The following is a 14,549-nucleotide window of genomic DNA, read 5'->3' as shown; positions in this document are numbered from 1 at the left end:
CCTTCCCTCGTCGTTACGTCAGTTGGTGGCCACGCGGGCGCCCCAGAGCCGCGGCTTGCCCTCCCAAGGATCGGCCCCCTCGAGCCGCTTCGTATGGGCCCAGGCCTCCTGCCCGTTGGCGAAGATGATGAGCGGGGTCGTCTCCAGCTGCAGCTCGTGCAAGTGGTCGAACAGCTTCCGCCGCTCCGCCTCGTCGGAGATGACCGACGCCTTCTCGATCAGGTCCTGGGCGGCGGGATCGTCCCACACCTTGCGCGGCTGCCGGTCCTTGGGACCGGAGAACTGCTCGTAGCTCAGGGCCGGGTCGAGCCGCGCCGAATAGGAGAAGGACATCATCTGGTAGTTGCCTTTGTTGTAGCGGTCGAGCTGCGTCGCCCATTCAAGCACCTCGATCTCGGCATTGATGCCGACCGCCTGCATCATGGCCTGGGCGATCACCGCCGCGTTGAAGCTCGGCACATGCACGCGCTTGTTGGCGATGATCCTGATCGGCTCGCCCTTGTAGCCGGCCTCGGCAAGCAGCCGCTTCGCCTTCTCCGGGTCATAGGCATAGGCCTTGCGCTGCACGTCGCCGTAATAGGCCGAGGTGAGCGCCACGGCCGAGTTGTTTGCCTTGCCGTGTCCGTTGGAAACGGCCGCGACGAGCTCGGGAATGTCGATCGAGGCCGCGATCGCCTGGCGCAGCTTGACGTTCCCGAGCAGCGGATCGCGGGTCTGGAACAGGAAGGTGTGCTTGGTCGCCGACGGATAGAGGCCCACCGCGACCGACTTGCTGGCGGAGAGTTCCGGCACGTCGGAATCGAGCACCTGCGCGAGGTCGACGGCGCCCGAGACGAGCGCGGCCTTCACCGTCGAGGCATCCGGCACCACGAGGAACTTCACCTCGGCGAGTGCGGTGCGCTTGGCGCCGACGAGGCCGTCCGGCCGGTCGCCCGGCGGCGAGGAATAGTCGTCGAAGCGCGTGACCGTCACATATTCCCCGCGGCGCCATTCGCCGAACCGGAACGGGCCGGTGCCGATCGGCTTGTCCCAGGATCCATCGGCCGTGACGGAATCGCGGTGCAGGACCGCCGTCATGCCGCAATCGGTGCGCGCGAGCGAATCGAGGAAGAGCGCGCTCGGGCGGTCGAGCGTCATGACGAAGGTCGCCGCATCGGGCGCCTCCGCTTTCTCGACCTTGAGGCCGCTGCGCCCGTCGAACTCGGACCGGCAGCGCCAGTCGGTCTTCGGATCCATGTAGCGGTTCCAGCTCCACAGCACGTCGTCTGCCGTGAGCTCGGCGCCGTTGTGGAACTTCACGCCCTTGCGCAGCGTGAAGGTGTAGGTGCGGCCATCGGGCGAGACGTCCACCTTCTCGGCGAGAAGCGGCGCGACCGAACCGTTCTCGCGGTAGCCGACGAGCCCCTCGACCATGTGCAGCACCACGGCATCGGTATTGTCGTCCCGGTTGACGCCCGGGTTGGTGCTGCGGATGTCCGCGTTGAGGGCAACCGTCACAGTCTGTGCCGCGGCCGGCGCGGCGGCGAGCAGGGTGCCGAGAGTGAAAGCGATCGTTCTCTTCATCATGCCTACTCCGCCGCCAGAAGCTGTCTGCTCGAACGCCGCGCCTTCAGGACGTCGGCGAAGAATGCCTCGACGTGAGGCACGACCTTGCGGCCGTCGTGGGGCACGTTCGGCAGCAGGTCGAAGCGCACCTCTATTCCCGCCGCCTCGAAGGAGCGGCGCAGGCTGTCGAGCCGTTCCGGCCGCGTGCGCCCGGCGTCGTTGGCGCCCGGCATGTAGTGGCGGCCGCCCTCGCGGTGGGTGATTTCCCAAGTCTCCAGGTCGGCGGCGCCAACGATCATCTGCACCGGGACCTCCCGCATCGCTGCCATATCGAGCTCGATGCCGAAGCGCTCCCTGACGTTGCGGATGCCGACCCACCAGTCACGCTCGCGGTCGAGCAGCGTCACCGAGCCCGGTGCGCCGATGGAGGCGGCCCACAACCGGTCGGGATGCAGCATCAGGAAGCGATGGGTGAAGTGGCCGCCGCCGGAATAGCCGAAGAGCGCGAAGCGCTCGACATCGAGGCCGTAGCGCGCGCCGACCTCCTCGACCATGGCGAGCAGCACCTCGTCATAGCGGATGTCGCCTTCGACGATGTACTTGAAGCCGTCACGGTTGTCGTCGCCGCGCACCCCCACGGGAAACAGCGGGCAGAGGATGACGCAGTTGTTCCAGCGCCCGAAGGCGGCGAAGGCATCGCGATATTCGATGAAGGCCCGCCCGGTGCCGTGCATGGCGACGACGAGGTCGAGCGCCTCGGCCGGATCGGACCGGCGCGGGACGTAGAGGCAATAGGAGAAGCGGGGGTCGCCCTTGCAGGCGAAGACGGTCGTCTCGCCGAGATCATACGTCTCGACGGCACGCGCTCGGAGGTCGACGTCCTCCAGGAGCGCTGGAGCAAGGCTTTGGACCATTGAGGATTTCCAGTTGGCGCAGAAATTGGCGCCAAAAATGTTTACACCGCCTGCCGCCTTTGGCAAGACGTATTTCCGACACTTCCGCGACGGCGGTCGGCCCGGGCCGTCACGCCGCAGGAGCGGGGCGGGATTGCCCTTGCCGCGCCGCCGCGTATGAGATGGGCCTGTCCGCATCATCGAGGTTGCTCTACTCCCATGACCGCCAAAGCCGATGGAACTGCCGCAGCGCTCGTCGACATTATGGCGCGCGACATTCAGGCCGGCGTCTTTGCCGCGGGCGCCTGGCTGAAGCAGATCGACCTCGAACGGCGCTATGGCGCAACCCGCATGGACGTGCGCCGGGCGCTCGACCAGCTCGCGCTGAAGCGCCTCGTGCGGCACGTGCCCAACCGCGGCTACCACGTCCATGCCCTCGATGACCGGCAGGCGGACGAGATCCGCGAGCTGCGCGTGGTCCTCGAATCGGCCGCGGCCCCGAGCATGGTCCGCAATGCCACCGCGGCCGATATCGCGGAGCTGCGCGCCCTCGCCCGGCGATTCGAGGAGCTGATCCTCACCGGCACGCTGCTCGAGCAGTACGAGGCCAATATCGCCTTCCACGTACGGCTCCTCCGGCTCTGCTCCAACCGCGAGCTCATCAACATGGCCCTGGAGCTGCGCGGCCGCGGCCCGTCCGCCCCGGCCACGCAGTGGAAGACCCGTGCCCGCATCGAGCAGTCCGGCCGCGAGCACTTCATGATGGTCGATGCGCTCGCCGCCGGGGACGCCGACCTGCTGCGCAGCGTCATCGCGGCCCACATCCAGCAGTCGGAAGCGCAGACGACGCTCTGACGGCCCCGTCAGTCGGCGATCGTCACTTCCCAGGCGCGCGGCTTCGACAGGACGGACGCCTCGTAGCCCTTGACGTTCTTGCGGAAGGCGCTGGCCTCGACGCCGTTGTAGAGCATGACGAACGGCACCTCCTCGAGGAAGCGGCGGTGCAGCTCGTCGAAGATCTGCTGCCGCTCGGCCTTGTCGGAGATCACCATCGACTTCTCGAGCAGCGCCTGGGCGTCCGGGCTGTCCCACACCTTGCGCGGCTGCTTCTCCTTGGAGCCCATGACGGAATCGTAGCTCAGCGAGGGGTCGAGCCGGGCCGAATAGGGAAAGGCCATCAGCTGGTAGTTGCCCTTGTTGTAGCGGTCGAGCTGCGTGCCCCACTCCAGCACCTCGAGGGTCGCGTTGATGCCGGCCGCCTGCAGCATGGCCTGGATCAGGACCGAGGAGGAGAAGGTCTGCGGATAGCGCTTATTGGTCAGGATGACGAGCGGCTCGCCCTTGTAGCCCGCCTCCTGCAGCAGCCTGGCGGCGGCCGCCGGATCATGGGTGTAGCCCTTGTCGTGGGCCGGCGTGTGATAGGCCGACGGCAGCGGCACGATGGAGTTGTTGTGCCGGGCGAGCCCCTCGGTGACCGCCTTGGTGATCTCGGCCGTGTCGAGGGCCGCGGCGATCGCCTGGCGCAGCTTGACGTTCGACAGCAACGGATCGCGCGTCTGCATGAGGAGCGTGCTGATGCCCATGTTCTGCGCGATCGAGAGGCTCAGGTCCGGATTGGCCTTCAGCTCCTTCACATCGGCATTGGCGACGTCCGGCACGATGTCGACGTCGCCACGCAGCAGCGCCGCCTTGGCCGCCGCACTGTCCGGGATGACCATGAAGCGCACCTCATCGACCAGCGGGCGCTTGGAGCCGACATAGCCATCGGCCTTGCCCTCGCCGGGATTGGCGTAGGCGTCGAACTTCGCCAGCCTGACGAATTCGCCGCGCCGCCATCCCCCAAAGGTGAACGGGCCCGTACCGATCGGCTTGTCCCAGGAACCGTCGGCCTTGAGCGAGTCCTTGTGCAGGATGCCGGCCATGCCGCAATCGGTGCGGGCAAGGGTCGCCAGGAACAACGCATCGGGCTTGTTCAGGCGGAAGACGACGGTTTGCGCGTCAGGCGTCTCGACCGCCTCGACCTTCGCACGGCCGCGGCCGTCGAATTCGGAAAGGCAGCGCCACTCCGTCTTCGGGTCCATATAGCGCTGCCAGCTCCACGCCACGTCCTGCGCCGTCAGCTCGGCGCCGTTGTGGAACTTGACGCCTTGGCGCAGGGTGAAGGTGTAGCTCAACCCGTCGTCGGAAACCGCGACGCCCTCGGCGAGGAGCGGCGCGATGCCGGCATTCTCGGTATAGCCGACGAGCCCCTCGACGACGTGCAGCACCACCGCATCCGTGTTGTCGTCGCGGTTGACGCCCGGATTGGTGCCGCGGATGTCCGCGTTGAGCGCGATGCGCAGCACCGACGTCTGTGCGAGCGCCGGGCCGGCCGCAACCGCCAACAGGCCCGTGAGACACCCTGCGAGCAGGGCTCTGGTGTTCGACCTCATCTTCATCCTCCGCATCCTGCTGGTTCCCGCTCTGTTGTTGTCATGACCAGCCGCTTGCGGCCGTCTCTCAGACGGCCGCGGCCAAGGGCGGCGACGTGCGCCCGGCCTGCTCCGGCTGCCGCACGTCCATCTCGAGTGTGTAGGTCGTGAAGGTGCGGTTCAGGGCCGGCAGCATGGCCACCTCCATGAGGCCGAGCATCGGCTCCATCACGATCATCGCCACCGTGGCGCTCAGGTTGTTGCTGAGGTTCTTCCGCGGCGGCCGGCACACCGACCACGGCGTCTCGAAATCGTCGAAGAGCGCCTCCTTCACCACCTCGCGCGTGACGGCGCCGAGGTGCGGCGCGACGAGGCCGCGCACGCGGATGTCGCGGTAGAGGCTGTCCGGCGTGTTGGCGATGCCCGTGTCCTTGAGCTTCGACAGCGCGACGGGGCTCTGGAAATGGTTAGCGTGGACGATGAGGCCGCGCTCGGGATGCACCTGGAAGGTCTCGTCCGGCGCGCATTCGAAATCGATGGCGACGCCGTTCGCCTGGCTGACGATCATGTTGTTCGCCGCCGACTTGGGGGTGACATAGACAGCCCGCATGGCCGCGGCGAGCTGCCTCTGCTCCAGCACCTTGCGCCGGATGAGGGCGAGCGGCACGCCGAGCTGGCGATAGTCGCGGTCGGTCTCGAGATAATTGGCGGTGATGGCGATGCCGGCGGCGTTGAAGCCCGAGCGGCCGAGGGCGCCGGCCTCGGTGAAGGTGAGGATGTCCGGACCGTCGTCGCGCCGCACCTTGAGCACCACCGCCGTCTCGGCGCATTCCACCTTCCAGTCCCAGTTCTGGGCGTGGATGAGGCGCCCGTCACGCGTGGCCTCCGGCAGGGCGACGACACCCGTGCAGCCGTCCGGGTCCTCGTCCGTGAACGGCCGCTCTCCGGCGGGACGCTGGGCGAGCTTGAGGATTTCGGTGCGCGCATTGAGCAGCATCACGGAGCCGTAGGGAACACCCGCCCCCTCGGCGATGCCGCGCATTTCCTCGATATAGGCCGGGTCGAAGGCGGCGATCGTCGGCTCGAAGCGGCGGGCGAGCGTGTCGATGGCCTCGTCGGAGAGCTTGCCCGCCCTCAGCTGCTCCGAATAATGCGCGATGCCGAGGCGGATGCGCTCCGCTGCCTGCTCGCCATATTGACGGCCGCGCTCGCGGGGCGAGCCGGATATTTCGACGAGCGGGCAGGATGGAACCATCGGGGGCGACCTCTCTCGGCAGCGGGTGTTTACATTTCGCCTATTGTATTTCATCGTGAGATAGAACAATCAAGAGGGAATGCCTCGTGCACCAGCCGAGCCGCCTGCAGCAGGCCCTTGCCAACCGCATCGTCGCGCTCGTCAACGACGACGGGCTCGCGGTGGGCGCCCTCCTCAACGAGAACGGGCTCGCCCGGCGGCTCGCGGTCTCACGCACGCCGGTGCGCGGGGCGCTGCGCTATCTGGAGGACCAGGGCATCGTCGCGCGCCGGCCGAACCGGGGCGTGGAACTCGTCGCCATCCCTCCGAAAGCGCAGGTCGCCGCGCCGGCCGAGGATCACGACGAATGGCTCGTGCGCATCGCCCGCGACCAGCGCAGCGGATCCCTGCCGCAGGAGATCACCGAAGGCGAGGTCATGCGGCGCTACGGCCTCAACAGGGCGAGCGTGCAGCGCATCCTGTCCCGCCTCGCCGAACTCGACATGGTGGAGCGCAAGGCCGGCTACGGCTGGCGTTTTCTCGCCGGCACCCGCGACCGGGCGACCCATGACGAGAGCTACCGGTTCCGCCTGCTCCTCGAGCCGGCCGCCCTCCTCGAGCCCGGCTTCCACCTCGAGGGGGCGTGGATCGAGGCGATGCGCCGCCGCCACGAGGAGACGCTGGCGAGGCCCTGGCAGGAAAGCTCGAGCGTCGCCTTCTTCGAGATGAACGCGGATTTTCACGAAGGCCTCGCGGCGGCATCGAACAATCGCTTCATTCATGCCGCCATCCGCCACCAGAACCAGTTGCGCCGCTTCTCGCAATACGACTGGAAGTTCGGCTTCGAGCGCGTGGTCGTGAACTGCCGCGAGCATATGGAAATCCTCGGCCACCTGGCGCGGAACGACCGCGAGGTCGCCTCCCTCCTGCTGCGGCGACACATCGAGCGCGCCAGCCTGATCCGCGCATCCGGCACCGACCCCGGGTGACAGCCATGTATTTTGCCTAAAATAAAATCATCTGATCGGAGCCGTCATGACCGCCGCCGCCCCATCCGCACGCCCGTACGCCAACGACGTCGGCGATGCCTTCTGGCTTCCCTTCACGGCCATGCGCCAGTTCCGCGCCAATCCGGTGACCTTCGTGGCCGCGGAGGGCATGGACTACATCGCCGCCGACGGGCGCCGGGTGCTCGACGCCATGGCCGGCCTGTGGTGCGTCAACGCCGGCCACGCCCAGCCGCGCATCGTCGCCGCCATCCAGGAGGCGGCGGCGCGGCTCGATTTCGTCTCGTCCTTCCGCATGAGCCATCCCGCCGCCTTCACCCTCGCCGAACGGCTGGCGCAGCTCGCGCCGGAAGGGCTCGACCATGTCTTCTTCACCAATTCCGGGTCGGAGGCCGTGGACAGCGCCCTCAAGATCGCCCGGGCCTATCACCGTGCGCGCGGCGAGGCCGGCCGCACTGGGCTGATCGGCCGCGCCAAGGGCTATCACGGCATGGGCTTCGGCGGCCTGTCGGTCGGCGGCATCGGCCGGCACAAGCGCGACTTCGGGCCGCTCCTGCCCGATGTCGCCCATCTCCGCCTGCCCTATGACGGCTCCATGGCCTTCTCCCGCGGGCAGCCGGCGCACGACGCCGGCTATGCCGACGAGCTGGAGGCGCTGCTGCAGATCGTCGATCCGGCGACGGTGGCCGCCGTCATCGTCGAGCCCGTCATCGGCTCGGGCGGCGTCTACCCGCCGCCGGTCGGCTATCTGGAGCGGCTGCGCGCCATCTGCAGCCGCCACGGCATCCTCCTCGTCTTCGACGAGGTGATCACCGGCTTCGGCCGCCTCGGGCGCGCCTTCGCGGCGGAAGCCCTCGGCGTCACGCCCGACATCATCACCTGCGCCAAGGGCATGACGAACGGCGCGGTGCCGATGGGCGGCGTGATCGTCAGCCGACAGGTCTTCGATGCCTTCATGGCCGGACCGCCGGAGGCGATCGAGCTGTTCCACGGCTATACCTATTCGGCCCATCCGCTCGCCTGCGCGGCCGGGCTCGCAACCCTCGACGTCTATGAGGAACAGGGCCTTTTCCAGCGCGCCGCCGCGATGGCGCCGGCCTGGGAAGAGGCCCTGCACGGCCTGCGCGGGGAGCCGCACGTCGCCGACATCCGCTCGATCGGCATCCTCGGCGTCGTCGAGCTGACGCCCCGGCCGGGCGCCGCCGGCGCCCGCGCCACGGCCTGTGCGCAAGCGTGCCACGAGGCCGGGGTGCTCGTGCGCGCCTCGGGCGATCTCATCGTCCTGTCGCCGCCGCTCATCCTCGCGGAGGAGCACGTCGCCCGCATCGTCGGCGCCATCCGCACCGCCCTGCGCGCGCTCGACTGAGATTTCCCCGCCGCTCAGCCCGGCAGGCTGTAGTTCAGCGGCACCCAGTCGTAGCCCTTGTCGTCACGGCGCACATGGCCGAGGCCCGGGAAGCGGATGTGCGCACCGCCGACGAGGTAGCGCTCGTCGGCCGCCTCGGCGAAGGCCAGCGCCCGCGTCGCCACCGCCGCCGGCGTGTCCTCGTCGAAGGCGATGCCGACGCCGGGCTCGTCGAACTGGATGACGTCACCATGGGTGATGTCGCCCCACAGCACCAGCTTCTCGCCGCGGCTCTCGACGACGACGGCGCTGTGCCCCGGCGTGTGGCCCGGCCGGAAGACCGTGCGGAAGCCGGGCACGGGCTCGGCGTTGTCGTCGAAGGGGACGAGACGGCCCGCCTTGCGGTAGGGCTCCAGCGAGGCGACGGCGCCCTCGAAGAGCTCCTTCTTGTCCGCCGGCGCTGCGGCGCGATTGGCCTCGCTCAGCCAGTAGTCGATGTCGCGGCGGTGGGCGTGGATCGTGGCATTGGGGAACACCTGCTCCCCGTCGACGACGAGGCCGCCCGAATGGTCCGTATGGACATGGGTGAGAACGACGTCGTCGACCTGGTCGGGTGAATAGCCGGAGGCCTTCAGCGCCGAGGGCAGCCGGCCGAGCGTCGGGCCGAGCAGGGTGCCCGTCCCCGCATCGACGAGGACGAGCCGCTCGCCGGTGTTGACGAGGAAGGCGTTCACCGAGAGATCGACGGGCGAGCGCAGGAAGGCGGCCGCCAGGCCCTCCTCCACCCGCTCGGGGCTGGTGTTGTTGTAGAGCGTGGTGAGCGGCACCGGCACTGTGCCGTCGAGCAGCACCGTGAGCTCATAGTCGCCGAGCTTCATGCGATAGAAGCCGGGCGGGGCGGAGCCCGCGAAGGGCGCCGCGGCGAGCGCCGGCAGGGCCGCGGTTGCACTTGCCGCGGCAGCGGCGGGAGCCAGCGACAGGAATCTGCGTCTGTCCATGATCCGTCCAATATCCGTCGTTTCGATCGATCCGGCGCCATTGCGCCGCCGCCGAAATCTGGCTACGCCTGCTCCAGCAAACAAATCGATACGGATCATGAGCTCCATCGATCATTTCGATCTACGGTCCTTCGACCTCAATCTGCTCGTCGCCTTCGATGCCCTGATGCAGGAGGGCACGGTGACGCGCGCGGCGGCGCGGCTGAAGATCGGCCAGCCGGCCATGAGCCACAGCCTCGCGACGCTGCGCGTGCTGATGCAGGACGAGCTTTTCGTGCGCGTCGGCCAGGCGATGCAGCCGACCGCCAAGGCGCTCGCCGTCGCGCCGCGCGTGCGCCATGCGCTCGAGCAGATGCAGGATGCCATCCGGGCCGAGGACGGGTTCGACCCGGCGACGCACCAGCGCACCTTCCGCATCGGCTTCTCCAGCGAGATGGAACTGCTACTGCTGCCCGACCTCGCCGCCCTCGCACGGCGCACGGCGCCGGGCATCCGTCTGCTCGGACGCTCTGCGGACAAGAATGAGGTGCACCATCTGCTCGACAACGGCACCATCGATGTCGCCGTCGGCTGTTTCGAGCCCGGCGCCCAGCGCCACCGGCACCAGCATCTCTTCGGGCCAGAGCTGATGTGCTGCTTCAACGCCGCATTGCTGCCGCTCGCGACGCCGATCAGCCTCGAGGACTACCATGCCGCCGACCACGCGCTCATCAGCCTCGGCCAGTCGCTGCAGGGCTGCCTCGACGAGGCGCTGACGCGCGCCGGCCTGTCGCTCAACGTGGTGATGGCCGGCTCCGAATTCCTCACCATCCTCGCGGCGGCCGCCGAGGCGCCGCTCGTCGCCACTTTGCCGGCGCGCATGCTGCGCCGTTTCGGCGCTCGCTTCGGCCTCACCCTGAGCCCGCTGCCGCTCACCTTCGACCTGCCGTTAGTCTCGATGGTGTGGTCCGCCCGCAGCGACCGCGACGCCGCGGCCGCCTGGCTGCGGCACGGCATCACGGCCGTGCTCGGCGGGCAGAACGAGCTGCCGGCTGCGGCGGCTGGCCCTCAGCGCCTTCGGGCGGTCTGATTCAGCGCCGCACGGCCTGCGGCAGGGCGCAGACCCGCGAGCGGGTCAGGAAGCGGCGCTCGCGCCCGTTGTCGAGCGAGAACATGCCGCCGCGCCCCGGCACGACGTCGATGATGAGTGCGGTGTGCTTCCAGGCCTCGTACTGGGCCGCGCCGATATAGAACGGCGCCCCGCCGATGTGCCCGAGGAGGACATCGCCGTCCCCGACCATGAACTCGTCCCGCCGGTAGCACATGGGCGAGGAGCCGTCGCAGCAGCCGCCGGACTGGTGGAAGAGGACCGGCCCGTAGTCCGCCGCGAGTTCCGCGATGAAGGCGAGCGCCGCGGCCGTCGCCGTGACGCGCGACGTGCCCTTTTCCTCCGCCATGTCCATGGGTAGCGCCCTGCATTGCTGCGGAAGGGCGGGTCGGACCCGCCCTTCCCTGTCGCTATCAGAAGAAGCCGAGCTTTTTCGGGCTGTAGCTCACCAGCATGTTCTTGGTCTGCTGGTAGTGATCGAGCATCATCTTGTGCGTCTCGCGCCCGATGCCGGACTGCTTGTAGCCGCCGAAGGCGGCGTGGGCCGGATAGGCGTGGTAGCAGTTGGTCCACACGCGGCCGGCCTCGATGCTGCGGCCGAAGCGATAGGCACGGTACATGTCGCGCGTCCAGATGCCGGCGCCGAGGCCGTAGAGCGTGTCGTTGGCGATCGACAGCGCCTCCTCGTCGTCCCGGAAGGTGGTGACGGAGACGACCGGGCCGAAGATCTCCTCCTGGAAGATGCGCATGCGGTTGTGGCCGCGGAAGACCGTGGGCTTGACGTAATAGCCGCCGGCGAGGTCGCCGGGCAGCACGTTGCGCTCCCCGCCCGCCAGCACCTCGGCGCCCTCCTGCCGGCCGATGTCGATATAGGACAGGATCTTCTCGAGCTGCTCGCCGGAGGCCTGCGCGCCGATCATCGTCGCCGGGTCAAGCGGGTCGCCCTGCACGATCGCCGCGACGCGCGCGAGCGCCTTCTCCATGAAGCGGTCGTAGATCGCCTCGTGCACCAGCGCGCGGCTCGGGCAGGTGCAGACCTCGCCCTGGTTGAGCGCGAACATGACGAAGCCCTCGACCGCCTTGTCGAGGAAGTCGTCGTCCTCGGCGAGCACGTCCTTGAAGAAGATGTTCGGCGACTTGCCGCCGAGCTCGAGCGTGACGGGGATGAGGTTCTGGCTGGCATATTGCATGATGAGCCGGCCGGTCGTCGTCTCGCCGGTGAAGGCGATCTTGGCGATGCGCGGGCTCGAGGCGAGCGGCTTGCCGGCCTCCAGGCCGAAGCCGTTGACGATGTTGAGCACGCCCGGCGGCAGGAGGTCGCCGACGAGCTCGGCCCAGACGAGGATGGAGGCCGGCGTCTGCTCGGCCGGCTTCAGCACCACGCAATTGCCGGCCGCGAGCGCCGGCGCGAGCTTCCACGCCGCCATCAGGATGGGGAAGTTCCACGGGATGATCTGGCCGACGACGCCGAGGGGCTCGTGGAAGTGATAGGCGACCGTGTCATGGTCGATCTCGCCGATCGAGCCCTCCTGGGCGCGGACGATGCCGGCGAAATAGCGGAAGTGGTCGATGGCGAGCGGGATGTCGGCCGCCGTCGTCTCGCGGATCGGCTTGCCGTTGTCCCAGGTCTCCGCCCGCGCGAGGAGGTCGAGGTTGTCCTCCATGCGCTGCGCGATGGCATTGAGGACGGCGGCGCGCCCGGCGGCGCTGGTGCGTCCCCAGGTGTCCTTGGCGGCATGGGCGGCGTCGAGCGCGGCCTCGATATCCGCCGCGTCCGAACGGGCGATGTCGCAGAGCGGCTGCCCGTTCACCGGCGAGGTGTTCTGGAAATACCGGCCGGCCTTCGGCTCGACCCAGGTCCCGTTGATGAAATTGCCGTAGCGGGCGGCGAACGGCGAGCGCGCGGTGCGCGAGACATCGACCTTGTTCATTCTCTTTCCTCCCAAGGCTCTGCGAGAAGGCTGCTGCGAGCCGGTGAGGAAGCTTGCGCCCTGGGCCGAAGGCCGTCAGCCGGCCCCTCGCGCCCGAGGGCCGGCGAGTGTTTCAGAACTGAGACAGTTCGGCGGAAGATTTTCGGGTCGGGATCAGTGAGCGGCGTCGAGGCGCAGCCGCTTCAGCGCCCGATAGAAGGTGGCGCGACTCATGCCGAGCGAGGCGGCCGCCGCCGAGACGTTGCCGTGCGAGCGCGCCAGCGCGCGCTGGATGACGCCGCGCTCGGCATCCGCCAGCTGCTCGCGCGTTCCCGGCCCGCCGGCGAGGAGGTCGGCTGCCGGCAGCGAGCCCTTGAGATCGCCGTCGTCGAGGCCGAAGGCGAGGCGGGCGGCGCGCGTCGCGCCGATGACGAGATCGTGCCGGTCGACGGCGATCAGCCCGCCCCCGCCGCGCTCCGGCGATGGCGCCAGCAGCACGCGGGCATCGGGAAAGGCCCGCCGGAAGTTCTCCGCCTCGATGCGCCGCACCGCGTCGCTCACCGCGACGGCAATGAGGTTGACGAAGCCCTCGGTGAGGTCGGCGCGGCACGACGACACGTCGAGCGCGGCCGCGAGCCGGCCCTCATGGTCGTGGATCGGGGCGGTGGTGCAGCTGAGGCCGCTGTTGCGGGCGTGGAAGTGCTGGTCGCGGTGGATGGTGAGGAGACGCTGCTCGACGAGGCAGGTGCCGATGCCGTTCGTCCCCTCGCTCGCCTCGCTCCAGACCGTCCCGGTCCACAGGCCCCAGCGATGAAAGGTCTCGTCGTCGGCGGGGGCCCCGCGCCGGTCGACGGGCACCCCGTCGGCATTGGCGAGGAGCACGCAGCAGCCGACGCCTCCCACCGCCTGGTAGAGGCGGTTGAGGCTGTCCTGCGCCGACCGGATCAGCAGCTCCAGCCGTTCGCGCGCCCGCTGCAGTTCCGGCCCCGTGAGCGTTTGGGGACTGCGGCCGTCGGCGGGATCGAGCCGGTGAAGGGCGCATGAGCGCTGCCAGGAGGCGACGAGGGCCGAATGCGCCGCCTCGCTGCCTGCGATGGCGGATTCGATGCGGTCGACGTGGCGTGCCACCGACGCATCGCGCATGTGGCTTCCTCCCATGGTGCGGGCGTTGTGGCCGCCCCTTGCGGCCGACGATAGTGGCGCCTGCCCGTGCGGACAAGCCGTGCCGCCTTAGACTTAAGGCCGCACGGCGCGTACCGGCGTGGCCTCTCGTTCAGACGAAGACCATGCCGCCGTCGACGAGGAGCGACTGGCCGGTCATGAAGTCCGAGGCCGGGGACGCGAGGAAGCAGGCGACACCGACGAGGTCCTGCGCCGTCGACGCCCGCCCGAGCACGGCGCCCGCCGCGAAGGTCTCGAAGGCCTCGTCCGGCTTCTTCGTCAGGCCGTGGTCGCGGAAGCCCTCGTCGATGACCTTCCACATGTCGGTCGCGACGACGCCCGGGCAGATGGCGTTCGCCGTGATCCCGTCCTTGCCGAAGGCCCGGGCCGCCGCCTGGGTCAGCGCCACGACGCCGAACTTGCTGGCGCTGTAATGGGCGAGCGGTTCGTAGCCCTGCTTGCCGGCGATGGAGGCCGTGTTGACGATCTTGCCGCCGCCGCCCTGCGCCAGCATGGTGCGGATCGCCTCCTGCATCGCGATCAGCACGCCGAGGGCGTTGACCTCGTTGACGAAGCGCCAGTCCTCCTCCGTGATGTCGAGGAAGGGCTTGGTCTGGGCGACGCCGGCATTGTTGAAGATGACGTCGAGGCGCCCGTGCGCCTTCACCGCCTCGTCGATCATGGCGCGCACGGCGGCCCGGTCCCGGACGTCCACCTCCACGGCGATCGCTGACCCGCCCGCCTCGCGGATCGCCCGCGCGGTCTCGTCCGCCTTCTCCTTCGACAGATCGGCGACGGCGACGCGGGCGCCCTCGGCGGCGAGGCCGCGGGCGATGGCCGCGCCGATGCCGCGCGCGGCGCCGGTCACGATGATGCTCCTGTCCTTCAGTCCAAATGGCATGGCTTTCTCCTCGGCCGGCCGCGAGAGGCCGGCCTTCGTTGCAGGTCATAGGGCGTT

Annotated in this window: 13 protein-coding genes; 4 read left to right on the top strand and 9 right to left on the bottom strand. The window is 69.0% G+C overall.

Annotated features, from left to right (window positions below; all coding sequences use genetic code 11):
• Positions 1 to 18: 18 nt before the first annotated feature.
• Together AL346_RS22605 and AL346_RS22600 are read right to left on the bottom strand one after the other, a co-directional pair.
• Positions 19 to 1,566: an ABC transporter substrate-binding protein gene (locus AL346_RS22605; protein WP_019400181.1), complete on the bottom strand. Its 1,548-nt coding sequence runs from the start codon at positions 1,564 to 1,566 to the stop codon at positions 19 to 21.
• 2 nt (positions 1,567 to 1,568) lie between these two features.
• Positions 1,569 to 2,459 (bottom strand): hypothetical protein, encoded by an 891-nt coding sequence (locus AL346_RS22600; protein ID WP_019400180.1) that lies wholly within the window; start codon positions 2,457 to 2,459, stop codon positions 1,569 to 1,571.
• Between the two features lie 198 nt (positions 2,460 to 2,657).
• On the opposite strand from AL346_RS22600, the gene AL346_RS22595 reads away from it, so the two are divergent.
• Positions 2,658 to 3,293 carry a GntR family transcriptional regulator gene (locus AL346_RS22595; protein WP_026014771.1) on the top strand — a complete coding sequence of 212 codons (636 nt, stop codon included), beginning with the start codon at positions 2,658 to 2,660 and terminating at the stop codon, positions 3,291 to 3,293.
• An 8-nt stretch (positions 3,294 to 3,301) separates the two neighbouring features.
• On the opposite strand, the gene AL346_RS22590 is transcribed toward AL346_RS22595, so the two are convergent.
• Together AL346_RS22590 and AL346_RS22585 are read right to left on the bottom strand one after the other, a co-directional pair.
• A complete protein-coding gene (locus tag AL346_RS22590) occupies positions 3,302 to 4,876 on the bottom strand; it encodes an ABC transporter substrate-binding protein (RefSeq protein ID WP_019400178.1) in 1,575 nt (524 codons plus the stop codon).
• 61 nt (positions 4,877 to 4,937) lie between these two features.
• Positions 4,938 to 6,104 carry a C45 family peptidase gene (locus tag AL346_RS22585; RefSeq protein ID WP_019400177.1) on the bottom strand — a complete coding sequence of 389 codons (1,167 nt, stop codon included), beginning with the start codon at positions 6,102 to 6,104 and terminating at the stop codon, positions 4,938 to 4,940.
• Positions 6,105 to 6,190: 86 nt separating this feature from the next.
• Here AL346_RS22585 and AL346_RS22580 point away from each other — a divergent pair, with 86 nt between their 5' ends.
• Positions 6,191 to 7,072, top strand: a complete 882-nt coding sequence (locus tag AL346_RS22580) for a GntR family transcriptional regulator (RefSeq protein WP_019400176.1) — start codon at positions 6,191 to 6,193, stop codon at positions 7,070 to 7,072.
• Positions 7,073 to 7,118: 46 nt separating this feature from the next.
• On the top strand, positions 7,119 to 8,456 hold the full coding sequence (locus AL346_RS22575) for an aminotransferase class III-fold pyridoxal phosphate-dependent enzyme (RefSeq protein WP_019400175.1): 1,338 nt from the start codon (positions 7,119 to 7,121) through the stop codon (positions 8,454 to 8,456).
• Between the two features lie 14 nt (positions 8,457 to 8,470).
• Here the strand turns inward: AL346_RS22575 and AL346_RS22570 are convergent, their stop codons facing one another.
• Positions 8,471 to 9,433, bottom strand: coding sequence for an MBL fold metallo-hydrolase (locus tag AL346_RS22570; RefSeq protein WP_019400174.1), 963 nt, complete (start codon positions 9,431 to 9,433; stop codon positions 8,471 to 8,473).
• 97 nt (positions 9,434 to 9,530) lie between these two features.
• Here AL346_RS22570 and AL346_RS22565 point away from each other — a divergent pair, with 97 nt between their 5' ends.
• Positions 9,531 to 10,502, top strand: coding sequence for a LysR family transcriptional regulator (locus AL346_RS22565; RefSeq protein WP_053194157.1), 972 nt, complete (start codon positions 9,531 to 9,533; stop codon positions 10,500 to 10,502).
• A gap of 1 nt (position 10,503) precedes the next feature.
• Here AL346_RS22565 and AL346_RS22560 read toward each other — a convergent pair whose 3' ends face one another.
• The 4 genes from AL346_RS22560 to AL346_RS22545 all read right to left on the bottom strand — a co-directional run bounded on the left by AL346_RS22560 (position 10,504) and on the right by AL346_RS22545 (position 14,492).
• Entirely contained in the window at positions 10,504 to 10,875 is a 372-nt protein-coding gene (locus AL346_RS22560; protein WP_019400172.1) for a DUF779 domain-containing protein, read from the bottom strand.
• Between the two features lie 58 nt (positions 10,876 to 10,933).
• The gene (gene adh / locus AL346_RS22555) at positions 10,934 to 12,451 is read right to left on the bottom strand and encodes an aldehyde dehydrogenase (protein ID WP_019400171.1); all 1,518 of its coding nucleotides are present in this window, start codon (positions 12,449 to 12,451) and stop codon (positions 10,934 to 10,936) included.
• Positions 12,452 to 12,604: 153 nt separating this feature from the next.
• A complete protein-coding gene (locus AL346_RS22550; RefSeq protein WP_019400170.1) occupies positions 12,605 to 13,573 on the bottom strand; it encodes a helix-turn-helix domain-containing protein in 969 nt (322 codons plus the stop codon).
• A gap of 130 nt (positions 13,574 to 13,703) precedes the next feature.
• On the bottom strand, positions 13,704 to 14,492 hold the full coding sequence (locus AL346_RS22545; protein ID WP_019400169.1) for an SDR family NAD(P)-dependent oxidoreductase: 789 nt from the start codon (positions 14,490 to 14,492) through the stop codon (positions 13,704 to 13,706).
• Positions 14,493 to 14,549: the final 57 nt, after the last annotated feature.

It is taken from the genome of Chelatococcus sp. CO-6 (assembly GCF_001271345.1).
Classification (GTDB): domain Bacteria; phylum Pseudomonadota; class Alphaproteobacteria; order Rhizobiales; family Beijerinckiaceae; genus Chelatococcus_A; species Chelatococcus_A caeni.
Note: the sequence above shows the minus strand (reverse complement) of the source record. Positions and strands in the feature narration are given on the sequence as shown.